Source organism: Acidobacteriota bacterium, assembly GCA_028874215.1.
In the GTDB taxonomy this organism is placed as follows: domain Bacteria; phylum Acidobacteriota; class UBA6911; order RPQK01; family JAJDTT01; genus JAJDTT01.
Genome location: JAPPLF010000099.1, coordinates 19393 through 41202, shown reverse-complemented (window position 1 = coordinate 41202; position 21810 = coordinate 19393). Strand labels below are relative to the sequence as shown.

Below are 21810 nucleotides of genomic sequence, written 5' to 3'. Positions count from 1 at the left end.
CCGCCTCAGGTGTGAAAAATGCAGTCCGAGGGAATCACCACGATGAGTACCGTTATCACCGTCCGTGGAATCGAACCCGGGGACAAGTCCTGGCTGAAAAGGGCAGCGCGGGATGCCGGCGTCTCCATGGAAGAACTCGTCCGCCGGCTCATTCGTGAAGGACGGGAGAGGGCCGAACGGCGCACCAAGCCGTCCGAGGTGTTCAAGCGGTACTTCGGGCCGGAGGACGGAATCGATCTGCCGCCGCCGGACCGCTATGGCTACAAGCCAGTGGAATTCGCAGACGAGGACGGCGTGTGAGGGCTCCCATAGCCTGGCTCCTCGACACGAACGTCGTTTCCGAAATGATGCGGCCTCGTCCGGAGCGGCGCGTCGAAAGGTTTCTCGACCGAATCGCCGGGCAGGGGATCGGACTTGCGTCCATCACCGTCTGGGAGATTTTCAACGGAATCGGACGAATCGAGCCCGGCCGGCGCCGGGAGGACGTTGCCCACCGGTTTGAAGGCGTTCTGGATCGCCTTTTTCAGGATCGAGTGTTCGATTGGACGGCCGCCGATGCCCGGGTCTGCGCCCGCATCGTGGAAGCCAAACGGCGGCTGGGCGAGCCGCTCGACGGGCATCTTCCCGATGCCATGTTGGCGGGCACGGCGAACCGCCACGGCCTGACCGTCGTCACCCGAAACCAGCGGGATTTTCGCAACACCGGCGTCGTTACGGTGAATCCATGGACGGACGCGCACCCGTAGGCCCGCATTGCTCGCCGGGGGCACAACGGTCCCACAGAATGAGTCTAAGGCGATCGGCTCGCCTTCATCCGTGCTTCGAGCTGGTCGAGAGTACCCTCGAAGAAAATGATCGTACCCTTGATGGAAGCGAATTCTCCGGGTGCGAGGTCCGCAAAACCGGGATCCGCGTGGAAGCAGGGGTGCCTGTAATTCCCGGTCAGGGACAACGTGTCATCGAACCAGGTCATGGTCACGAAACGTTGACCGAGGCTGGAGAGTGCGGCGATGACCGGCAGGTCGGCTCCCGGCAGGCCGATCCCCCGAAATCCAATGGCATATCTCCCCGCCGAAGCCCTGGTTTCGATTGACTTCCGAAGAGATTGCCAGCCCTGGCCCGGCAGATGAACGAACTTGTTGTCATTGGTGAAATCGGCGAACTCGCGGATGGCCCGCAGATAGCCGCAGGTTTGCAGTCGGATATTGGTCAGAGGACGGGGACTGCCGTTTTCGATGTGGAGTTCCAGTGCGACGGTCGTGTCGTCCGTTTTGACCACTCTTCCTCCGAAACGAACTCCATTCGGCAATTGCCGTTCGAAGGCCACCCCATTCGGGATCTCCCGCCATGGGGTCCGTGGCAGATCGGGAAACAGCGGGGGATAGTCCGAATTGACATGACTCAGGTAGAGGAGCCCCTGATCGGAGAAGATGGCCTCCGGGAAATCCAACCAGATGTAATCGGCGCTGGGCCAGGGAGGGCTGATCCAGACGATCTGCTCGTAGGGATAGTGCGGCCGCCACATCCCGGGCACGATCCTCACGCCTGCTGCTTCCCCCGGCCTGAGAACAGGAGGGTTTTCCTCGACCTGTCGCTGCTGCCGCGTGCGGCTTTCGCCGGCGAGGCCGCCGTCGTATGAGCCGGCAAAGAATCCGGATGCCAAGACCAGCAGGAACCACAAAAATTGTCGCATCATTGATCCCTCAGGAGCGTGACCACCGCGTCCGGCAAACGCTTCCTCAACCCCTGACGGCCCGGGGCTGTTGCAACGTGATGCAATGGATGCCTCCCAGTCCCCGGATCAGGTCCCGGCAATTCAGGCTGACCGCCCGCCGCCGCGGGAACAGCTCCTGCACGGCCTTGCGGGCCAGTTCGTCCTGCCGGCATCCGAACGCCGGGACCATTATCCTCCGGTTGGCGATGTAGAAGTTCAAGTAGGAAGCCGGGAGTCCATCAAGTCCGGTCTCCCGCGGGGAGGGCAGTGGCAGGGTCAGGATCCGGTACCGGCGGCCATCCGACCGCCGGGCCAGCGTCAGGCGCCGCCGGTTGTCCTCGAGGATTCGGTGATGGGGTCGATCGGAGTCCTCCTCCACCGCGCAGACGATGGTGTCCGGGCGCACGAACCGCGCCAGGTTGTCCACATGGCCGTCGGTGTCGTCACCCGGCAACCCGTCTCCCAGCCAGATCGTCCGGCACGCGCCCAGATGGCTCCTCAGGCGGTCCTCCACGACCTTCCGGCTTCGTCCCGGGTTTCGGTTGGGATTGAGCAGGCAGGTTTCCGAGGCCAGGACGACGCCCCGTCCGTCCACGTCGATGGCGCCTCCCTCCAGCACCAGCCCGGGCCGGAAACGAGGCATGTCCAACAACGGGGCCAGCCGGCTCGGGACGTCTCCGTCCACCGCCAATTCCGGGTACCGGCCTCCCCAGGCGTTGAAGCGCCACTGGTTGAAGCCGGCGGCGGCCTGTTCGCCGCCGGATCGAATCAGAAAGTTGGGACCGTAGTCCCGGATCCACGCGTCGCCCGTAGCGATCCGGTGGAATCGAATCCGCCGCCGCGCGGCCGGGTCCAAGCGGCCGCGGACTTCCTCCTCCTGCTCCCGGTGGTCCACCAGCAGGTCGATTCTCTCTCCCGACGCCAGGAGCCGCATCATCTCCAGGAAGAGCGACTGGATTCGCCTCACGCGTCCGGGCCACGTCTCCCGGTTCGTGGGCCAGGCCAGCCAGGTGGATTCGTGGGGATGCCACTCGGGAGGCATGAAGTAGCCGAGTCTTCGAGGAGTCGGCGCGCCGGTTCCGGACGCCATCTCATAGGTCCGGCAAATCCGGCTTGGAACCCCACCGCGACAGGAGGCCGTCATAGCTCTCGATCCGGCGATCCCGGAGAAACGGCCAGGTCCTGCGGGTGGCCTCCACCTCCGGCAACCGGCATTCCACCACCAGGACCTGGCCGCGGTCATCCGATGCGCGGGCCAGGACCCTTCCCCAGGGGTCGCAGACGAAGGAGCGTCCCCAGAACCCGATGGCGCCCTCGTTGCCCACCCGGTTGACCGCCGCCACGAAGACCCCGTTGGTGATGGCGTGCGCGCGTTGAACGGTCTCCCAGGCGTCCTGTTGCTCCCGCCGCTCCCGGGGCGAGTCGTCCCGGAACCAGCCGATGGCGCTGGGGTAGAGGAGCAACCGGGCGCCGGCCAAGGCTGTCGCCCGGGCGGCTTCGGGGAACCACTGGTCCCAGCAGATGAGCACGCCGACGGATCCGTGGGGAGTGACATGAGCCTGGAAGCCCAGGTCCCCCGGGGTGAAGTAGAACTTCTCGTAGTAGAAGGGGTCGTCGGGAATGTGCATCTTGCGGTACAGCCCCAGGGACCGGCCGCCGGCGTCCAGGATCAGGGCCGTGTTGTGGTAGAGGCCGGGAGCGCGCCGCTCGAAGAGGGGAGCGACGAGAACCACGCCGAGTTCCCGGGCCAGCAGCGACAGCCGCCGGGACGCCGGTCCCGGGATCGACTCCGCCCAGTCGAAGAACGCCGGGTCCTCCCGCTGGCAGAAGTAGGGGAACTGGAAGAGTTCCTGGAGGCAGACGACATGGGCTCCTCCGGAGGCCGCTTCCCGCGCTCCGTCCAGCGCCCGCTGCAGGTTCTCCTCCGGATCGGGAGTGCAGCGGCTCTGGACCAGACCCAGGCGAAGTCCACTCGATGCGGAGGGTTCGGGGGCGTCCCGGTCGAGTTTGGAACCGGCCATCTGAAGATCCTTCCGGTCCGCCCGGCGCGGCGTGACCATGGGCCCTGACGCCGCAAGATCCGCTCTCCCGCAGTTCGGCGTGGGCGTCCACATGATACAGCCGGCGGCGAGGGAGGACAGAGGCGCCTTGCCACCGGGGGCAGGCCCCCACGGCCATGGCTGCGGACTGATAGGCTAGTAGGACCGGCAAGAGGCGAAACGGAGGTGGATGGATGGATTCTCTTCAGGAATGGCTCAGACCCCAATTCCTCTGGTTCGGGCTGGGAGTCGTCCTGCTGCTCATGGAGTTCGCCAATCCCGGAGTGGTCCTCATCTTCTTCGCTTTGGGCGCCTGGCTGGTGGCCCTCCTCTGCATGACGTCGGAGATCTCCCTGAACCTGCAGTTGGGAGTGTTCGTGGTTTCGTCCGTCGTGCTGCTGCTGGTCTTCCGAAACCGGATCAAGGGGAGGATCAACCGCCCTCGGCCGGCGGCCGGCGGCGTCGACTCCGACGAATTCGTGGGCGGGCGCGCGCTGGTGACCCGTGAGATCCGGTCCGACCGCACCGGCCGCGTCGATTACCGGGGCACCACGTGGGAAGCCGAGTCCGGGGAGAGGATTCGCGAAGGCGCGGCGGTCGAGATCCTGGACAAGGAAAATCTGACGCTGACAGTGAAGAAGATCTGATTTCATCGGCATCGGAAATGCCGGGAGGTGACCATGGTGGACATGAGCACGGTTGTTCTGATCGGCCTGATCTTGTTGGCGCTGATCGCGTTTTTCAAGACCATCCGGATCGTTCCACAGAGGTCCGCCTTCATCGTGGAGCGCCTGGGCAAGTACCGGGCCACGTTGAAGGCCGGGTTCCATGTCCTGACGCCGTTCGTGGACAAGGTCGCCTACCGGCATACGCTCAAGGAGCAGGCGGTGGACGTTCCGCCTCAGACCTGCATCACGCAGGACAACATCTCGGTGGAGGTGGACGGCATTCTCTATCTGCAGGTGATCGACGCCGGCAAGGCCTCCTACGGAATCAACAACTACCAGTTCGCGTCCACGCAGTTGGCCCAGACCACCATGCGAAGCGTTATCGGCCGGTTGGAGCTGGACCGCACCTTCGAGGAGCGGGAGACCATCAACTCGGAGATCGTCGACGCGGTGGACAAGGCGTCCGATCCCTGGGGCGTGAAGGTGACCCGCTACGAGGTCAAGAACATCATTCCTCCGCAGAGCATCAAGAGCGCCATGGAGAAGCAGATGCGGGCCGAGCGGGAGAAGCGGGCCTTGGTGGCGCAGTCGGAAGGTGAGAAGCAGGCGAAGATCAACGTTGCCGAGGGGGAAAAGCAGGAGTTGATCAAGCGCTCGGAGGGGGAGAAACAGCGCCGGATCAACGAAGCCGTGGGGCAAGCGACGGAGATCGAGAAGGTGGCCGAGGCCACGGCCAAGGGAATCCGGGAAATCGCCTCCGCCATCAATGAGCAGGGCGGTCAGGATGCCGTCAACCTGCGGGTCGCGGAGCAGTACATCAAGCAGTTCGGCAATCTGGCGCGGACCAACAATTCCCTGATCATTCCCTCCAACCTGTCCGACATGGCCGGCATGATCGCCTCGGCCATGACGGTGGTTCAGAAGGCTCGCAAGGACGACGGGTCCGGTCCGGCCGGCCGTTGACGGCCCCGGACCAGGCTGCTATGATCCGCACCCGTTCCAACGGCGCCCGCCACAGGCCCATGCGCAGACTCCAATCCGTCAAGATCCGCGTGCGTGAGTTGAAGATGGTGGGTCGCGCCCTGCTCTCGCAGAGTCACCCGATTCTGGCGCACATCATCCCCATGCGGCGTTGCAATCTCTCCTGTTCCTACTGCAACGAGTACGATGACTTCTCCCCGCCCATCCCCACCGAAGTGATGCTGGACCGGATCGATCAACTGGCCCGCCTGGGGACCTCCATTGTCACCATCAGCGGCGGTGAGCCTTTGATGCATCGGGAGTTGGAGGCCGTCATCACGCGGATCCGGGACCGCAACATGATCGCCGGTCTCATCACCAACGGATACCTCCTGGCGCGCAAGAGGATCCGGTCCCTGAATCGGGCCGGGCTGGAGCATCTGCAGATCAGCATCGACAACGTGAAGCCCGACAAGAACTCCATGAAGAGCCTGAAGGTGCTGGACAAGAAGCTCCTCTACCTGTCGGAATTGGCGGAGTTCCAGGTCAACATCAATACGGTTCTGGGTTCCGGCGTGAATCATCCCCAAGATGCCCTGGTCATCGCGCGCCGGGCCGTTGCGTTGGGGTTCACTTGCACCGTTGGCGTCATCCATGACGGGCATGGCGGGCTCAAGCCCCTCAGCTCCGAGGAAGTGCACATCTTCCACCAGGTCAAGAGCATGGCGAAGAGGGGCTATTCCCGTCTGAACCGGGTCTTTCAGGAGAACCTGGCTGCCGGCCGGCCCAACGACTGGCGCTGCCGGGCGGGGTCCCGGTACCTGTATGTCTGCGAAGACGGGCTCGTGCACTACTGTTCCCAGCAACGCGGCCACCCGGGAATTCCTCTGGCGGAATACACTCTGGCGGATATCCGGCGGGAGCACCGGACCCCAAAAAGTTGCGCTCCGTACTGCACCGTTTCCTGTGTCCACCAAGCCTCCCTGGTCGACGAGTGGCGGGCTCCCCAGGGGCTCGAAATCCTCCCGGAATCGGGGGCGTAGGTTGCGTTTGGAAAGGCGGGGAGCCGACGGTGAACGCCTTCCCATGACCCGCCGCACCCGAAAGGCGGAGGCATGAGTTCTCGTCCACTGGTGGTTGGGTTGTCAGGCGCGTCGGCGCCCATCTACGGGATCCGGCTGCTGGAACTTCTGCGCGCCGTCCCGGAGGTGGAGACTCACCTGGTCTACACCCGGACCGTGCCCAGGACCGTCGAGCTGGAAACCGGCTACGAACTGGACCAGGTGCGGAATCTGGCTGACGTGGTCCATGAACCGGGCGACATGGCGGCCGCGATTTCCAGCGGTTCCTTCAAGACCCGGGGCATGATCGTCGCCCCCTGCTCGATCCATACCGTCTCCTGCCTGGCCAATTCCATTACCAAGGACCTCCTGACCCGGGCGGCGGACGTGACCCTGAAAGAGAGAAGGCCGCTGGTGCTGCTGGTGCGCGAGTCTCCTTTGCACCTGGGCCATCTCCGGCGGCTGGTGGAAGTGGCGGAGCTGGGAGCGATCGTCGCCCCGCCCATCCCCTCCTTCTACCATCATCCCGAAAGTCTCCAGGATCTGGTGGACCACAGCCTGGGACGGGCCCTGGATGTCTTCGACATCTCCGTCAAGGGAATGAAGCGCTGGGCCACGCCGTCGGGTTCACTCGCTCGCCGCGGGGAGTGATACTATCAGCCCATGAGTGAGGTCCTGGCGAGTCTCGATACGGTGCCCAATGCGGCGCTGCCGACTCGTTTCGGACCGTTCCGGATCTACGGGTTCGAAAGCGAGGAAGACGACGAACAGTTGGTGGCGCTGGTCCGCCAGCCTCTGAGTGACCAGAGGCCCACCCTGGTGCGGATCCACTCGCAGTGCGTCACCGGCGACATCTTTCACTCGCTCCGCTGCGATTGCGGGGAACAGTTGGAACGGGCCCTTCAGATGATCGCCGAGGCCGGCAGCGGCGTCCTGCTCTATCAGTTTCAAGAAGGCCGGGGAATCGGCCTCATCAACAAACTTCACGCGTATCAGTTCCAGGATCAGGGGGCCGATACGGTGGAGGCCAACGCCCGGCTGGGTTTCGAGGCGGACCTGCGCTCCTATCGCTTTTGCGCGGTGGTGCTCCTCCGATTGGGAATCTCCCGGATTCGCCTCATGTCCAACAACCCCGCCAAGATTCGCGGCCTGGAGGCCGAAGGGCTCCAGGTGGTGGAACGGGTTCCCCTGGTCGTGGAGCCCTCACCGGTCTCGCAGGAGTACCTGAAGACCAAGAAGGAAAAGCTCGGGCACCTGTTGTAGAGGGAGATCGTCTCGGGCGCGGCGATCGGGGTCCCGGCGCCGCCTTCCGGTTTCCTACTCCGCTTCTTCTCTTTCCGCCAGAATGTCGCGGGCCTTGGAAACGTGGATGTGCTCCGGAAAATCCTGCACGTAGGCCGCGAGGACCTTCTCGGCTTGATCCCGGTTCCCTGAGTGGTAGTAGATCTGGCCCCTCAGGAAAGTGCTGTCGGCGATGTAGTCGCTCCCGGGGAAGTTGGATTGCAGGGAATCGAGTTCCACGAGCGCCAGTTCCTCGTTCCCCTGGGAGGCCAGGCTCAGAGCCAGGTAGTAGTAGCTCAAGTCGGCCTTCCCCGAGCTGTTCTCAGGATCCAGCTCGATGACCCGGCGCAGCCGTTCGATGGCGGCGGAGAAATCCTGGCGTTCGATGTATTCCTCGGCCAGGCGATATTGGACATCGATGGAATCGGGTTCCCGGCTCGCCGTTCGCAAGAGGCTGGCGAAGGACCCCGGGCCGCCTGCCGCGGCCGCCACGCGCTGCCGAAATGCTTCCGCCGGGACGAAACCCGAGATCCGCTCCATCTCCTGCCCGTCGCCGTCGAGCAGAATCAGACCCGGATAGCCGGTGATGTTGAACCTCTCCTGGAGTTGCTGGCCCTCACGGTCCGTTTCGGCGTTGAGCTTGAGCCAGACGTAGCTGTCGGACATCTCGTCGATGACCGCCTGGTCGGTGAAGGTCTCCGCCTCCATCTTCTTGCAGTATCCGCACCAATCCGTATAGAGGTACGCCAGGACGAGCTTGCCTTCCTGCTGCGCCTGCTTCAGGGCCTGTTGATAGCTCTGAATCCAGGGGAGCCGGCCGGGCAGGGACCGGTAGAGGGAGAACCCCACCAGCAGCACCAGGCAAAGTCCCAGAGTCGCGAGCAGAACACTGGTGTCTTTTCGCATCAGGGTTGCTCCAATGTCACGTCATCCGAGGTTCGGGCGATCCCGTCGGGTCCCGCCGAACGGAGATCGTAGTCCTTGGCCGACAGGGTCCGATAAACGTACTGGTTGAACCATCCATCCAGCTCGGTGGTGGGCTGCATGTACTCCGGGGCCAGGTGGTCCATGAGTTCACGGTAGCTCCCGGCCGGCGGCAGCTCCCCGCGTTCCAGCCGGTAACGGCTGATGGCAGAGTCGATCAGCTTCAGGTCGGAGCGCGTGCGCAGCGACCTTTCCTCGGCCAACGCCGCCAGAATGTTCTCCACCTTTTCCCATCGCCGGTCGCCCAGCCGGATCTCTTCGACGACCCACGCGCGGTCTTTTCGAATGAGCTTGACGGCGGTCTTGAGAGTCACCTCGGCGACGGCGTGGTTCCCGGTCCGTCTCAGCTTGTCGATGCGGACCTGCCCCTTGCCGAGCCGGGCCTGGTCCATGTTGCTCAGGTCGTCCACGATCTGCCGCTCCAGACTCTTGCCGCAAGCCAGGAGAGGCAGAAAGAGCACTGCCATGAGTATCCGCTTCACATTCTTCATGTTAGCAGCGCGCCGCGACTCTCGCTATGCACCCGGCGTGCCTGCCGTACCGGAGTGGTAGATTGACCGGATGCCGCTGCGGTTGGATGTGCCGGTTCAGTACGTGAAGGGAGTGGGGCCGGCCCGGGCCGCCATGCTGCAGAAAGCCCGGATCGGCACCGTCGAGGATCTCCTCAACTACAAGCCGTTTCGCTACGAGGACCGGTCCAGCTTCCGGCTCGTGAACCAGCTACGGGTCGGTGAGGACGCCCTGGTGGAGGGCGAGATCGCCGTTTGCGGGAACTACTCCACCCCGATGAAGAAGGTCCGGATCTTCGAAATGGTGGTGGAGGACCGTTCGGGAGCGCTTGCGGTCAAGTTCTTCAACCAACCCTACCTCCAACACGTCCTCCGCAACGGACAGCGGCTGATTCTCTATGGCCAGGTTCGCCGCGACGACTACACTCTCCGCCCGGTGCTCCTGAACCCGGAATGGGAGCTCGTGATTTCCTCGTCGGACTCGGCCATCCATTCCGGGCGGATCGTGCCCATCTACCGGCGGGTGGGAAAACTGACGACCCGGTCGCTGCGCACCATCGTCCATCGCGCCGTGACCGAATTGCAGCGGGACACGCAGGACCCGATTCCCGGCCGGTTGCTGGAGAAGCACGGCCTGCCGGACCGCCGCCGGGCGTGGCGCGAACTCCATTTCCCCGTCCTGCCGGAAGACCGGAAGCGGGAGGCTTTCCTGGAGGATCTGGAGTCGAGCGCGACTCCGGCGCAGCGCAGATTCGTCTTCGAGGAGTTCTTCCTGTTTCACCTGGGTCTCCAGGTGGTGCGCCGGGACCGGGAGTCCCTGCCCAAGACCCGTCGGATCGAGATCAACGATGGGGTTCGGGAGGTGGTGAAGGGGATCCTTCCCTTCCATCCCACGTCCGCCCAGAAGAGAGTGGTGGGCGAGATCGTCGACGATCTGCTCAGCGGCAACGTCATGAGACGGCTGCTCCATGGGGACGTGGGCTCGGGCAAGACCATCGTCGCCCTCCAGGCCATGGTGGTGGTGCTGGAGAACGGATTCCAGGCCGCTCTCATGGCGCCGACGGAGATCCTGGCCGAGCAGCACTTCCAGACGCTTTCGCGATACCTGCGGGACACCGGTTACAGGTTGGCGCTGCTCACGGGACGGGTCCGGGGCAAGCGGCGCCAGGGCATCCTGGAGCAGATCCGTTCGGGCGCCGTCCAACTGGTCATCGGGACTCACGCCCTGATCGAGGCGCCGGTCCGGTTTCGGGACCTGGGTCTGGCGGTGATCGACGAGCAACACCGTTTCGGGGTGCTGCAACGGTCGCGGCTCATGGGCAAGGGGGATCAACCCGACGTGTTGATCATGACGGCCACTCCGATTCCCAGAAGCCTCGCCCTGACGGTGTACGGCGACCTGGACCTCTCGGTGCTGGACGAGTTGCCTCCGGGGCGCCGGCCGGTCGAGACGGTCCTCTACTCTGAACCGGACCGGGACCGGGTCTACGGCCTCCTGAAGCGGGAACTGGCCCAGGGCCGTCAAGCGTACGTGGTGTATCCGTTGATCGAGGAATCGGACAAGCTGGAACTGCGGGCCGCCGAGGAGATGGCCGGTCAACTCCGGGAAGTGTTCCCGGGCTACGGGCTGGGCCTGATCCACGGCCGCCTCAAGAGTGAGGAGAAAGATGCGCAGATGCAGGCCCTGCGCGACGGCAAGATACAGATTCTGGTGGCGACGACGGTCGTGGAGGTGGGTCTGGACGTTCCCAATGCAACGGTCATGGTGGTGGAGCATGCCGAACGTTTCGGCCTCTCCCAACTCCATCAGTTGCGGGGCCGGATCGGGCGCGGTGGCCACCGGGGGACCTGCGTTCTCTTAACCGGCGGGGCTCGATCCGAGAATGCCTTCCGCCGCTTGGATATCATGTGCCGGACTTCCGACGGCTTCCGCATTGCCGAGAAGGACCTGGAGATTCGGGGGCCCGGGGAGTTCGTGGGGACCCGGCAGTCGGGGATTCCCCAGTTCCGGTTCGGCAACATCGTCCGGGACCGCCGCCTGCTGGAGTTGGCGGCCCGGGAGGCACGGGATCATTTCAGCGTCCTGACCGAAGACGCCAAGGGAGAGGGCAAGGGCCAACTGGTCCGGTTGGCGGACCAGTGGCGGAGCCGGTTCGGTCTCTTCGACGTCGGTTGATTCCGCTGGAACGGGCATGAGGATCATCGCCGGTAGATTCCGCGGCAAGAGGCTAGCCGGTTTCAGGGCCGATATCCGGCCCACCACCGACCGGGCCCGGGAGACACTCTTCAACGTCGTTCGCGACCGGGTCCCGGGTTCCGTCTGGCTCGACCTGTTCACGGGGTCGGGAGCCGTGGGAATCGAGGCCATCAGCCGGGGCGCCCGATACGTGATCTTCAACGACCGGTTCCGGGAATCCACGGCGCTGGTCCGGAAGAATCTGGCCCTTTGCCGCGTGGAGGAGGGATTCGAGATTCACCAAAAGGATTCCTTCACCCTGCTGAGGAATCTCCGGCCTCCCGCCGTCGACTTCGTCTTTCTGGATCCGCCCTACAAGTTCAAACGCCACGCCAAGCTTCTGGAGAGGCTCTCGGCCATGCCCTGGATGCGCCCGGAGAGCACCATCGTCCTGGAGGTGTTCAAGAAGACTCCGCGTCCGGAAACGTCCCCCCGGATCACTTGGACCCGCACGGTGCGGGTCGGCGACAACAAGCTTCTCTTCTACGCGATTCCGGAAGAACCGCGGGATCCGGGCAGCGGACGGCCGGATGAAACCGGGTCCGCGGTCGATCCTGAAGTTGTCACCTCCTCCTTCGACCCAGGTTCACGTACTCGCGATAGAGGCTCCTGGCCTTGAGCCGGCGGCGCAATCGTTCGACGCCGGCCAGCATGCGGCTGCGTAGCGTGCTGTAGGGAATTCCCTTGATCCGGCAGAGATCCTTCAGCTTCATTTCCCGCGGGCCCATGATCATCCGGATCGCCTCCTGCTGAACGCCCGGAAGCTCGGACATGGCATGCGTGATCTCCCGGAGAACGTCACCTCGGATAGTCTTCCTCTCTCGTTGGAGCAGGAGAGTGAGGGGGTCGGCGGGAGCGTTGTGGATCGGAAGCGTGAACTCACCCGGTTCCTCCGGAAGAGGCAGATAGATACGGCGCCGGGAAGCGCGGTAGTGGTCGATGCTGGCGTTGAAGACGGACCGGCGCAGGTAGCGGTAGGTCTCCAACTCGTCAGGAAAGCTCCGCCCCGAGGCTAACACCTGGGAAAGAGCGTCCTGGAGGATGTCCTCGACGCGTGCGTCGTCGAACAGGAAGCTACGAACAATGGAGCGAAGAGCGGTGTACTTTTTTTGCCAAACCCGTTCCAGCATGCGGTCTACACCCGCTTCGCAGAAACGGAAATTAGCAAGCCGCTGCAGGCCGATCAGGGGGTGGGAAAAACCTGCAGCGAAACAGGTCGGCTATTGTAGGGATTCGGTTCCGCCGGTGTCAACGACGATTTCGCAACCTGGCCGGGGCATGCGGATGGGCGGCAAAGGCGCCGTTGTTGCGGCACTTGCCGCGCCGTTCCCCTCGGTCTGCGGGACGCTCTGCCTGTCCCCGCCGCGGTTGTCATTCAATCATGGCCTGCGTAACATGATGCGGATCTCATGGCTGAGCCGGTCATCGCAATCTATCCCGGGTCTTTCGATCCCGTGACCAACGGTCATCTCGACATCATCCGCCGAAGCCGGAACGTCTTTGACACGGTGATCGTCGCGGTGCTGCAAAACCTGGAAAAGAAACCACTTTTCAGCGCCGAGAAGAGGCTCGCCATGCTGCGGCAAGTCACCAGGTCATGGCCAAATGTTAAGGTGGATTCTTTCGATGGCCTTTTGGTGAGTTACGCAGTGGAGAAGGGTGCCCGGGTCATCGTCCGCGGCATCCGGGCCGTCACCGATTACGAATACGAATTCCAGATGGCCCTGATGAACCGGAGGATGGAGTCTTGCATCGAAACCATATTCATGCTGCCTTCCTCCGAGTACTCGTACCTGAGTTCCAGCCTGGTCAAGGAGGTCTACACCTTGGGAGGGGAGATCACCGGCCTGGTGCCTGAGGTCGTAGAGTCGAGTCTGCGCGCTTTGGACGGATAACGGGATCTCTGTGGAAGAGTCCGGGTCTCGCAACGAAGGGGATAGTCCTGTGGGTCCGATAAAGAGCAGGTACGGTCTTGGCCTTCTGGCCGTGGTATCGGTTTCGCTGGTCGTGGTGGTGCTGTTTCAGAGGCACTGGATCGGCCTCGAGCGGGGCCGATCGCTTTCCGGGACGGTTCCGGAGACGGTGTCCGACGCCGGACCCCAGGTTCCCGAGCCCGAGCCCGTGACGGTTCGAAAGGCCGGCATCCCTCGCGGCGCCACTTTGGCGACCGTACTCCGCGGATTCGACGTTTCGGGTTCGGAGATCCACCGGCTGGTGGAGGATACGCGGGACGTCTACAACCTGGACCGGGTCCGGCCGGGGAATCGCCTGGTTCTGGAGCTGGAACTCGACGGATCGTTTCGAAGCGTCCGCTACGACATCGACGACGAGGAATACCTGGTCGTCCGTCAGGAGCGCGACCGGTACGTGGCGACTCGTCATAAATACGATTTCCAGTTGGAGGAGAAACGGGTCTTCGGGGAGATCCGGACCAGTCTGACGGAAGCCTTGATCTCCCAGGGCGAGAAGTACGCCCTCGTCTCCAAGGTGCTGGATATTCTCGGCTGGGATCTCGACTTCACCCAGTTGCAACCTCAAGATTCGCTTACCCTGCTGGTGGAGAAGAAGTATCGGGCCGGCCGGTTCGTCAAGTACGGCGATGTGCTGGCCGTCCGGTTCGACCAGATGGACAGGAGTCTGTTCGGTTGCCTGTTCACTGATCCGGAGACGGGCAAGCAGGACTACTTCGACGAGAAGGGGAACTCCTTGCGGAAAGCGTTCCTCCGGGTGCCTTTCAGGTTCGATCCCCGCATCACTTCCGGCTTCTCCTATTCCCGTTTCCATCCCATATTGAAGCGCCGCCGTCCGCACCTGGGAGTCGATTACGGCGCCCCCACCGGCACCGAGGTGATCTCGGTCGCTTCCGGGACCGTCTCGTTCGCCGGCCGCAAAGGGGGCTACGGGAAGATGGTGAAGATCCGCCATGGACAGTATTCCACCAGCTACGCGCACCTGTCCCGGATCCAGGTTCGCCGGGGCCAGCGCGTGGAGCAGGGGGACGTCATCGGGAGAGTCGGATCCACCGGCCTTTCCACGGGGCCCCATCTGGACTATCGGATCCAGGATCAAACCGGCCGGTACCGGAATCCCTCCAAGCTCAAATTCCCGCCCGAAAAACCGGTGGCTCCGCAGCATCTGGACGCCTTTCGGGGCGTCAGAAACGACCTGTTGCAGCGTCTGAGTTCATTTCCCGCCACGGCCGAGTATTTCACCCGCAAGGCCAAGACCGGATAAGCCGCAGATCGAGTCAGGGCAGGGGCTGACCGGCGGCGTCGGCCGGGTTGATGACTCCGACCTTCATTGCAGAGAGGCTCTTCAGGAGATCCGGGAGATCGTACTTCCGCAATGACCCGTGGACCGTGTTCACCAACTGGTTCACGGGCACCTCGGTCTGAATCACGTTGGACCAGGAGACCAGCGAACGGCGCAGTTCCAGTGAAGCGAACAGCGCCGGCTCCAGGGCCGCGGCATGGAGGGCGGCGGGTCCGGCCTCGCCGATCCCCACCAGGTGAACCCTGCGTGCGGCTTCGGACCCCGTGCTCCCGGCCAGGTGGCGGGCGATGACGAGAATCTCCTCGGCCCGCATCCCCAGGTACGATCGGCCCAGCATGTAGGCCATGTAGAACTCTTCCCAGTCCGCTCCGAACAACGGACCGTAGCCCCACTTTCCCTTGGCCGGCTGAGTCTCGCCCACGCCTCGCAGATCGACGGCCAGGACTTCGCGCCCGTCCAGCACCAGCTTCTCGATGGGGCCCTCGGGTTCGGCATCCACCTGCTTGCCTTCGCCATGAAGGTACAGGACCATGTCCCGGCCGCCGGCATCGGGCACGAAGCGCAGGGCGGGGAGCCGGATGCCCGGCTCCGGGTGAAGGACCTGCTTGTGAATCGTATACCCGGGCCGGGGCAGGGTTCCCGCATCTTCCACCGTCAAGAGGGGCAGTTCGTCCAGACGGCGGATTCCCGCCAGGCGCCGGACCTCCGCCAGCGCTTCGTCTCTGGGAGTCTGCCGCCACCAGGCGCGCCTGACAGCGGCGAACTCCTTTTCCCGCTCCCGATTGAATTGGAAGACGGTTCGGGCGCCGGGGATGAGCTGAACCTGGCCTTCGGGACTGGCACGGAGCACCGGCAGCCGAACCGGGCGGAACTCGCTGTAGTCCGGTCCCGAGGCCGTGATGAACTCCTGCATGGACCCTTCCTCCTCGCTCAGGAGAGGGGAGTCGTCCTCGCGGAGGGCGTCGTCGATTCCCAGGAGCCAGCGGCGCATCCAGCGGGCCATGCCCTCCCGCAGGGGCCGATAGAAACCGTGGACCACGTCGGCTTCCACCAGGTCGACTCTTTCCGGGTATCCCAGGCGTCCGTAGAAACGTTTGGCCTCCCGCAGCGACCGCCAAGATCCGGAGATGTCGAACATGTCGTCGCGGGTGGCGGCGCAGATGAGAGTCGGTTTCGGCGCCCGGATCATGAGGTAGTCGGCATGTCCGAGACCCTGGGCGATTTCGCCGTAGACCTGTTGTTCCGAGTCTCCCGGCCCCTGCGTGTGCAGCAGCTCCTTCACGTGAGTGATGTAGCAGGAGGGAGCAGCGCAGGCAATGCGCTCGTCCAGCGCCATGAGCAGAGTGGTCACCAATCCGCCCCCCGAGTTGCCCGTGAGTCCGATCCGGTCCGGATCGATCTCCTCCCGGCTCGTCAGGTAGTCGATACTCCGGATCCCGTCCCAGATCCGGTAGGTGGCGGCGCTGAGGCCCAGGGGAATGGAACTCACCGCCACCAGCATGTGCTCGATTCCGTTCTCGAAGCGGGGCCGTCCGTCGGGATGGAGAATCTGGTGGCGCTCCCCTTGCCCGATGGGGTCGTAGCACAACGCGGCCATTCCCCCTTTGGCCAGAAGGACGCCGGCCCGCTGGTACATTTCCGACGATTTGGCGCTGGGCGCGTGCCCGCAGGCGATCAGGACCCCGGGATAGGGGGGCGGACCGTCGGGGAGGTAGAGGAGCGCCGTGACGTAATGCCCGGGACGGCTCTGGTACAGGACGCGCTCCACGCTGTAGCCGTCGCGCCGGTGGTGGCCCACGACGCGAGCCTGAAGCGGCGTCCTTTCGGGAAAGCCCCCGAGTTGGGCCCGCAGGAATTCCCGCATGCGCCGCTGGTGCTCCCGCATCTGCCCGGGCGTCCTGAGTTCTTCGAACGCCGCCTCGCGGCGCAGGAACGCCTTCTCGGCCTGGTCCAGGAGATACTGGCGAACCATTTTCCTGGTCTCCACCCGGTTGATCCTTTCGGGGAGAACCCTCAAAGTTGGGGAGGCCTCGGACGGAATGGTGGAGCACATGACCAGTATCCAGATCGATTTCAGAAATTTGGGCAAGGGCTTCATTTTCTCCCAGTCGTGCGCGCCAGTTTATTGGGAAGCGGGGACGCGCGGCCAGTCCGGTGCCGTGTCAGGAGGTGGATCGGTATGAAGAAGATTTCTTTGATCCTGTTGACGTCACTTCCATTGTTCGCCGGCGCGCTGTCCGCGAGCCAGGAACCCGGCACGAATCTCGACCGGTTGCTGGCCGGACTGCCCCAACCCTGGAAGCAGAAGATGCATCGCATCACGCTCCAGGAGTACGAAGCGACGTTGGAATACTGGTCCGAGCGGCACGGGAAGATCCTCCAGGTCGAACGTGTGGCCGAGTCGGCGGAGAAGATGCCCATCTTTCTTCTCAAGATCACCGATTCGACCGTACCGGACGAAGACAAGCAGGTCTGCCTCGTCACCGCGCTGCACGGCGGTCCCGAGCGTTCCGGCACCACCACCATTTTGCATTTGGCCGAATGGCTCCTGGGCGGCAGTGACGAGGCCGCCGAGACCCGGCGCAAGCAGGTCCTGCTTCTGATGCCCATCGTGAATCCATACGCCTTCTTCGTGACCGATCGCTTCGGCACGTCTCAAGGCATGAATCCCTACGGAGGGGGCGACGAAAATTGGGATCTGGAGAACCTCTCCTTCAAGCAACCGGACAAGGTCCCGGAGATCCGGGCGGTCCTTTCCGTGATGGACCGTTACCGTCCGGAGGTCCACGCCGACATCCATGGCACCGGACTTCAGGAGTATCCGGTGGACAAGCTGGGGGACCGGCGGTCCTATCGCGGACAGACCATGTTCGAGTCCACCGGATCCGCATATTCCAACTTCCTGCTGCGTCCCTGGGATCCGCGGATCACCGACGCCATGATTCAGGCGGGGGTCGAAGCGGGGTATGGATCGGACCGGGCCGAGGCCGATGCCCAGCGGGGGTTCTGGGCTCCGGCCCTGGACGCGTTGTCCGGCCGCTTGTGGCGGGGCCGGACCCGCTTCTACACGGCCCAAATTGGATACGCCCGCTACCATACCCTTCAGACCGTCCTGGAGGTGGGCTGGGAGGAAGCCGGGGTCGCCCGGCTGAAGGGGCTTCTGCTGATCGGAAACGGATTCTGGCAGGACCAGCCCATCTCCGGCTACCCCGTAAACCGGGTGAAGTCGTTCACCGGGCACTACGTCACGGCCTGGGGCCGGACCGCCGCCGAGCGCCGCAGAAGCCGCGTCGAGCTCTGGGAGAAGCAGGAGCGATTCCTTCAGGGCATCCTCTATCCCCAGACCGCGGGCCGCGACAGCTACTTGGTCGCAGTGGACAGGGACGCGTCCCGGGTTCTGGACTCGGATCCGGAGGTCTTCCTATCCAACCTCCGGGGTCGGCCGGGAATCGATGCCCAGTCCGTGGAGACCTTCGTCCGGGCGGGCCCCGAAGTCCTGGTCGTGCTGGACAGGGGAAACCAGTCCGACGCGCCCGGTTCCTCCCGGATCCTGCATGGAATCGGCTTCCGGTTCCGGATCCCGTACCGCCGGCCTCAACTGGTGGACGTCCGTCTGAACGGACACGCCCTCACCGAGAGTCCGGACGACGGCTACCAGAGCTGGTTCGGAAACGGTTTCACCCAGGTTCAGGTCAACGTTCCACCCGAGAAAGCGCGGGACCTTCGCATCTTCGTCCTGACCGTCGCCTACCGGCCCGACGTAACCCGAAGCTACGGCTGGACGCCGCCGCGTGAGGTGCTGGACCGGCTCGGAAGGAGGTAAAACGCCGGGAAAGAGGAAGGCTCCCCCGTCGGGCCATGCCCGGCCAAACGGAGCGGGAGCGGAGCGGCGGTTTCCCAACCGCCGATTCTTGGAACGTCAGGGAACCCGGCGCACGGGCGATTGGAAATTGCCTCCTTTTACCATTCGTGAGGCTTGGGCCGGGGCAGCCTGCGTCCCATGTGGGGGATCTTGATCAGGTCGAAGTCTTCCCGGATGTCGGGGCTGTTGAAATTGATCTTGTTGATCCGGTGGGCCAGGTTGTCGAAGGCTTCGCAGTCCAGAGGCTGGAGTTCGAAGCGATAATGGGCCAGGTCGATGGTGACACGGGGTGAAGTCGGGAAGTCCTTGAGCTTGCCCTCCAGGTCGACTCCGACGAAGCTGTTTCCCAGGACCTTCAGGTAGTTGCTCTTGTAGGCGTCGCCGGGAACGCCCGTATCCATGGCGAAGCGTCTGATCCGCGCTTCCTTTCCCTTGCGGTTGAAAATGTGGATCTGATCGGGTCTCAGGTCCCACTCTCCCTTGGTGAACGTGACGATGTTCAGGATGGGAGTGATGTTCTCGTCCAGCGATCGGATCAGCTCGATGGTCCAGATGTTCTCGTAGTCGACGAAGGCATGGCAGGCCGAGGCCTCCGCCGGTTCGGCCGTATCCGTCGGCGACAACTGTCCGGCGGCCGCCGGAGCCGCCAGGGCCAGGTGGAGGCCGGCCAGGAGCACGCTCAAACCATGCCTCAGTCCGCGCTGGTGGACTCCCATGTCTTACGCGCCTCCGCCGGCCGCACCGGATGGGATCGGCCGTTCCCGGGTTCGCAACGAGCCGGAGATCTGGTTGATGTCCCGAATTCCGTGACTCCGGCAATAGTCCTCCAGGCCCTGGATCACCTTCGGGGCAGCCAACGGATCCGAGAAGTTGGCGGTCCCGAGTTGGACCGCCCGGGCTCCGGCAATGAGAAACTCCAGGGCGTCCCGGGTGGTGGCGATGCCGCCGATGCCGATGACGGGAATCTCCACGCTCTCGGCGACCTGATGGACCAGCCGAACGGCCAAGGGCCGGATGGCAGGCCCCGAGAGGCCGGCAGTCACATTGGAGATCATGGGCCGGCGCCGGTGAACGTCCACGCTCATACCCACGAAGGTGTTGACCAGAGTGACGGCGTCGGCGCCCGCCTCCTGGCAGGCTCGGGCAAAGATGCCGATGTCGGTGACATTGGGCGACAGCTTCACCCAGACCGGTTTGGCCGACACCCGGGTCACGGCCTGGACCACTTGGAAGGTCAGGTCCGGATCGTGTCCGAATTCGATTCCTCCCTCGGAGATGTTGGGACAGGAGATGTTCAGCTCCAGGGCGCTCACCTTGGGACAGGGGTTGAGCCGGTCGGTGAGGGCGGTGAATTCGCCGATGCTCTTGCCGAAGATGTTGGCGATGACGTGGGTCTCGTAGGGTTCCAGCCGTGGAAGCTTGTCCTGGACGAATGCCTCCACACCGACGTTTTCCAATCCTATGGCATTGAGCATCCCCGACGGAGTCTCGAAGATCCGGCCGGGCGCGTTACCCGGTCGGGGAAGGAGGGAGAGTCCCTTGGTGCAGAAGCCGCCCAGCCGGGAGATGTCGAAGAAGCGGGTGAACTCCAGTCCGTAGCCGAAGGTGCCCGAGGCCGTCAGCACCGGGTTCTTGAAACGGATGCCGGAGATCTCCACGGCAAGGTTGACCGGCTCAGGCATGGACCCCTTCCCCTTCCGTTGCCGTGTCCCAGACCACCTCCCGGGCATCGAACACGGGGCCGTGGGTGCAGGCCAGGCGATAGGAGCGGACGGTTCTTACGCTGCACCCCAGGCAGACGCCGAAACCGCAGGCCATGGGGGTCTCCACCGATACCTGGCAACCGGCTTCGTGAGCGGAGGCCAGCCTGGAGACGGCCTGCATCATGGGATTGGGTCCGCAGGTGTAAACGGCCAGTCTCCGAGCCGGATAGGAGCGGAAGTAAGGCTCCAGAATCTGGGTGACCAGTCCCCGGAAACCTCGGCTGCCGTCTTCCGTCGCGACCTGGACCTGGATCCCCAGGTCCTGAAAGTCCTCGAGTCCCACCAGGTCCCGGGCCCTGCGGGCGCCGTACAGAAGATGGACTTCCTCCCCGGCCTCGCTGAGTTCCTTGGCCAACAGGAAGACGGAGGCGATGCCCACTCCCCCCGCGACCAGAACGCTGACCCGGCCCTTGGCCCGGGAGGTGTCGAATCCGTTTCCCAGCGGGCCGATCAGGCTGACCCGGTCGTCTTTCCGGAGCGCCGCCAACTGACGGGTCCCCGGCCCCACCACCTTGATCAGCAGCGTGAGGAGATCGCCGTCGCCGGACATGCGAGGGATCGAGTAGACGGCCAGAGCGCGCTTGAGAAGGGGGTCGGAAGAGCAGTCCACCAGACCGGCCATGACGAACTGGCCGGGTTTGGCGCTGTCGGCAATCTCACGGGAACGAAGCGCCAAGAGGTGGTTGAAACCGGGATAGCCGACGCTCCCGACGACCGGCGCCTGGACCACGTGAATCACCACTTCACGATAGCACAGGGCAGTGAAAGTGTGAGAGGAGTGGGGGAAGGGGAGGTCTCCGGCTGAGCCCCGGGTTCGCCCGCCGGCCTTCTCTCTTTCGAATTCGCCGGAACTCATTCTCGCCGGGCCATCCCTGTGCTAACCTCAAAATCTCAGGCCGCCCTCAGTTAGTGCCGGAGGAGTCCGTTGCAACTGTTGATGACGAATCGTGAGATGGAGCGCACGCTCCTGAAGATCTCCAGGGACCTGGTCGAATCCCATCCGGACATCCAGGAGGCGGCTCTGGTGGGGATCCGCCGCCGCGGAGTTCCCCTGGCGCGGCGTCTGAAGCGGAATATCGAAGACCTGACGGGGCACCGCCTGCCGCTGGGGATCCTGGACATCAACTTCTATCGGGACGACTTGTCCCTGGTCGGGCCGCAGCCCATCGTCGGAGCGTCCCAGTTGGATTTTCCCGTCACCGGCCGGACCCTGCTGCTGGTGGACGACGTGCTCTACACTGGCCGTACCGTGCGGGCGGCCCTGGAGAGCCTTCTGGACTACGGCCGGCCCAAGCGGGTGGAGCTGGTGGTGCTCATCGACCGGGGACACCGCGAGCTTCCCATCCAGGCGGACTTCGTGGGCCGCCGGGTTGCGACCCGGGAAGACCAGACGGTCGACGTGCACATCGCCCCTGTGGACCGGGACGAGGGGGTGTTTCTCACCCGGAAGGGCGCGTAAC

General features: G+C 64.0%; 23 protein-coding genes. 13 read left to right on the top strand and 10 right to left on the bottom strand.

The annotated features are described in order from the left end of the window. Positions 1-42: 42 nt before the first annotated feature. Together OXT71_19865 and OXT71_19860 are read left to right on the top strand one after the other, a co-directional pair. Positions 43-300 carry a hypothetical protein gene (locus OXT71_19865; GenBank protein ID MDE2928647.1) on the top strand — a complete coding sequence of 86 codons (258 nt, stop codon included), beginning with the start codon at positions 43-45 and terminating at the stop codon, positions 298-300. After that, a complete protein-coding gene (locus tag OXT71_19860; GenBank protein ID MDE2928646.1) occupies positions 297-746 on the top strand; it encodes a PIN domain-containing protein in 450 nt (149 codons plus the stop codon). Before OXT71_19865 ends, OXT71_19860 begins: the two co-directional genes overlap by 4 nt. 44 nt (positions 747-790) lie before the next feature. On the opposite strand, the gene OXT71_19855 is transcribed toward OXT71_19860, so the two are convergent. The 3 genes from OXT71_19855 to OXT71_19845 are packed head-to-tail and all read right to left on the bottom strand — an operon-like array spanning position 791 to position 3735. Then, positions 791-1696, bottom strand: a complete 906-nt coding sequence (locus OXT71_19855; GenBank protein ID MDE2928645.1) for a hypothetical protein — start codon at positions 1694-1696, stop codon at positions 791-793. A gap of 43 nt (positions 1697-1739) precedes the next feature. After that, complete coding sequence (locus tag OXT71_19850) at positions 1740-2804, bottom strand: agmatine deiminase family protein (protein ID MDE2928644.1); 1065 nt, start codon at positions 2802-2804, stop codon at positions 1740-1742. Between the two features lies 1 nt (position 2805). Next, positions 2806-3735 carry a carbon-nitrogen hydrolase gene (locus tag OXT71_19845; GenBank protein MDE2928643.1) on the bottom strand — a complete coding sequence of 310 codons (930 nt, stop codon included), beginning with the start codon at positions 3733-3735 and terminating at the stop codon, positions 2806-2808. A gap of 212 nt (positions 3736-3947) precedes the next feature. On the opposite strand from OXT71_19845, the gene OXT71_19840 reads away from it, so the two are divergent. The 5 genes from OXT71_19840 to ribA all read left to right on the top strand — a co-directional run bounded on the left by OXT71_19840 (position 3948) and on the right by ribA (position 7705). Next, positions 3948-4400, top strand: a complete 453-nt coding sequence (locus OXT71_19840; protein MDE2928642.1) for an NfeD family protein — start codon at positions 3948-3950, stop codon at positions 4398-4400. A gap of 36 nt (positions 4401-4436) precedes the next feature. Continuing rightward, positions 4437-5384: a paraslipin gene (locus tag OXT71_19835; GenBank protein ID MDE2928641.1), complete on the top strand. Its 948-nt coding sequence runs from the start codon at positions 4437-4439 to the stop codon at positions 5382-5384. A 20-nt stretch (positions 5385-5404) separates the two neighbouring features. Further along, positions 5405-6424 (top strand): radical SAM protein, encoded by a 1020-nt coding sequence (locus OXT71_19830; GenBank protein MDE2928640.1) that lies wholly within the window; start codon positions 5405-5407, stop codon positions 6422-6424. Positions 6425-6496: 72 nt separating this feature from the next. Beyond that, the gene (locus tag OXT71_19825) at positions 6497-7093 is read left to right on the top strand and encodes a UbiX family flavin prenyltransferase (protein ID MDE2928639.1); all 597 of its coding nucleotides are present in this window, start codon (positions 6497-6499) and stop codon (positions 7091-7093) included. 12 nt (positions 7094-7105) lie between these two features. Beyond that, positions 7106-7705, top strand: coding sequence for a GTP cyclohydrolase II (gene ribA / locus OXT71_19820; protein ID MDE2928638.1), 600 nt, complete (start codon positions 7106-7108; stop codon positions 7703-7705). Between the two features lie 54 nt (positions 7706-7759). On the opposite strand, the gene OXT71_19815 is transcribed toward ribA, so the two are convergent. Then, positions 7760-8629 carry a thioredoxin fold domain-containing protein gene (locus OXT71_19815; protein ID MDE2928637.1) on the bottom strand — a complete coding sequence of 290 codons (870 nt, stop codon included), beginning with the start codon at positions 8627-8629 and terminating at the stop codon, positions 7760-7762. Continuing rightward, positions 8629-9198: a type II secretion system protein GspG gene (locus tag OXT71_19810; GenBank protein ID MDE2928636.1), complete on the bottom strand. Its 570-nt coding sequence runs from the start codon at positions 9196-9198 to the stop codon at positions 8629-8631. Before OXT71_19810 ends, OXT71_19815 begins: the two co-directional genes overlap by 1 nt. A gap of 70 nt (positions 9199-9268) precedes the next feature. On the opposite strand from OXT71_19810, the gene recG reads away from it, so the two are divergent. Further along, positions 9269-11392 (top strand): ATP-dependent DNA helicase RecG, encoded by a 2124-nt coding sequence (gene recG / locus OXT71_19805; GenBank protein ID MDE2928635.1) that lies wholly within the window; start codon positions 9269-9271, stop codon positions 11390-11392. Between the two features lie 16 nt (positions 11393-11408). Next, the gene (gene rsmD / locus OXT71_19800) at positions 11409-12071 is read left to right on the top strand and encodes a 16S rRNA (guanine(966)-N(2))-methyltransferase RsmD (GenBank protein MDE2928634.1); all 663 of its coding nucleotides are present in this window, start codon (positions 11409-11411) and stop codon (positions 12069-12071) included. Here rsmD and OXT71_19795 read toward each other — a convergent pair. Next, positions 12016-12582, bottom strand: a complete 567-nt coding sequence (locus OXT71_19795) for an RNA polymerase sigma factor (GenBank protein ID MDE2928633.1) — start codon at positions 12580-12582, stop codon at positions 12016-12018. The two genes, rsmD and OXT71_19795, sit on opposite strands and share 56 nt — an antisense overlap. Positions 12583-12861: 279 nt before the next feature. On the opposite strand from OXT71_19795, the gene coaD reads away from it, so the two are divergent. Both coaD and OXT71_19785 read left to right on the top strand, forming a co-directional pair. Then, complete coding sequence (gene coaD, locus OXT71_19790; GenBank protein MDE2928632.1) at positions 12862-13347, top strand: pantetheine-phosphate adenylyltransferase; 486 nt, start codon at positions 12862-12864, stop codon at positions 13345-13347. A 49-nt stretch (positions 13348-13396) separates the two neighbouring features. Beyond that, the gene (locus tag OXT71_19785; protein MDE2928631.1) at positions 13397-14686 is read left to right on the top strand and encodes a peptidoglycan DD-metalloendopeptidase family protein; all 1290 of its coding nucleotides are present in this window, start codon (positions 13397-13399) and stop codon (positions 14684-14686) included. A gap of 13 nt (positions 14687-14699) precedes the next feature. Here the strand turns inward: OXT71_19785 and OXT71_19780 are convergent, their stop codons facing one another. Further along, positions 14700-16814 (bottom strand): prolyl oligopeptidase family serine peptidase, encoded by a 2115-nt coding sequence (locus tag OXT71_19780; protein ID MDE2928630.1) that lies wholly within the window; start codon positions 16812-16814, stop codon positions 14700-14702. Between the two features lie 90 nt (positions 16815-16904). Here OXT71_19780 and OXT71_19775 point away from each other — a divergent pair, with 90 nt between their 5' ends. Continuing rightward, positions 16905-18548 carry a M14 family zinc carboxypeptidase gene (locus OXT71_19775; protein MDE2928629.1) on the top strand — a complete coding sequence of 548 codons (1644 nt, stop codon included), beginning with the start codon at positions 16905-16907 and terminating at the stop codon, positions 18546-18548. A gap of 137 nt (positions 18549-18685) precedes the next feature. Here the strand turns inward: OXT71_19775 and OXT71_19770 are convergent, their stop codons facing one another. Genes OXT71_19770 through OXT71_19760 form a run of 3 tightly spaced genes read right to left on the bottom strand, consistent with a single transcriptional unit; the run spans position 18686 to position 21206 of the window. Further along, complete coding sequence (locus OXT71_19770) at positions 18686-19303, bottom strand: hypothetical protein (protein MDE2928628.1); 618 nt, start codon at positions 19301-19303, stop codon at positions 18686-18688. Between the two features lie 3 nt (positions 19304-19306). Further along, on the bottom strand, positions 19307-20269 hold the full coding sequence (locus OXT71_19765; protein ID MDE2928627.1) for a dihydroorotate dehydrogenase: 963 nt from the start codon (positions 20267-20269) through the stop codon (positions 19307-19309). Beyond that, positions 20262-21206 (bottom strand): dihydroorotate dehydrogenase electron transfer subunit, encoded by a 945-nt coding sequence (locus OXT71_19760; protein MDE2928626.1) that lies wholly within the window; start codon positions 21204-21206, stop codon positions 20262-20264. Before OXT71_19760 ends, OXT71_19765 begins: the two co-directional genes overlap by 8 nt. A gap of 69 nt (positions 21207-21275) precedes the next feature. On the opposite strand from OXT71_19760, the gene pyrR reads away from it, so the two are divergent. Then, positions 21276-21809 (top strand): bifunctional pyr operon transcriptional regulator/uracil phosphoribosyltransferase PyrR, encoded by a 534-nt coding sequence (gene pyrR, locus OXT71_19755; protein ID MDE2928625.1) that lies wholly within the window; start codon positions 21276-21278, stop codon positions 21807-21809. The last annotated feature ends 1 nt before the right edge of the window (position 21810 follow it).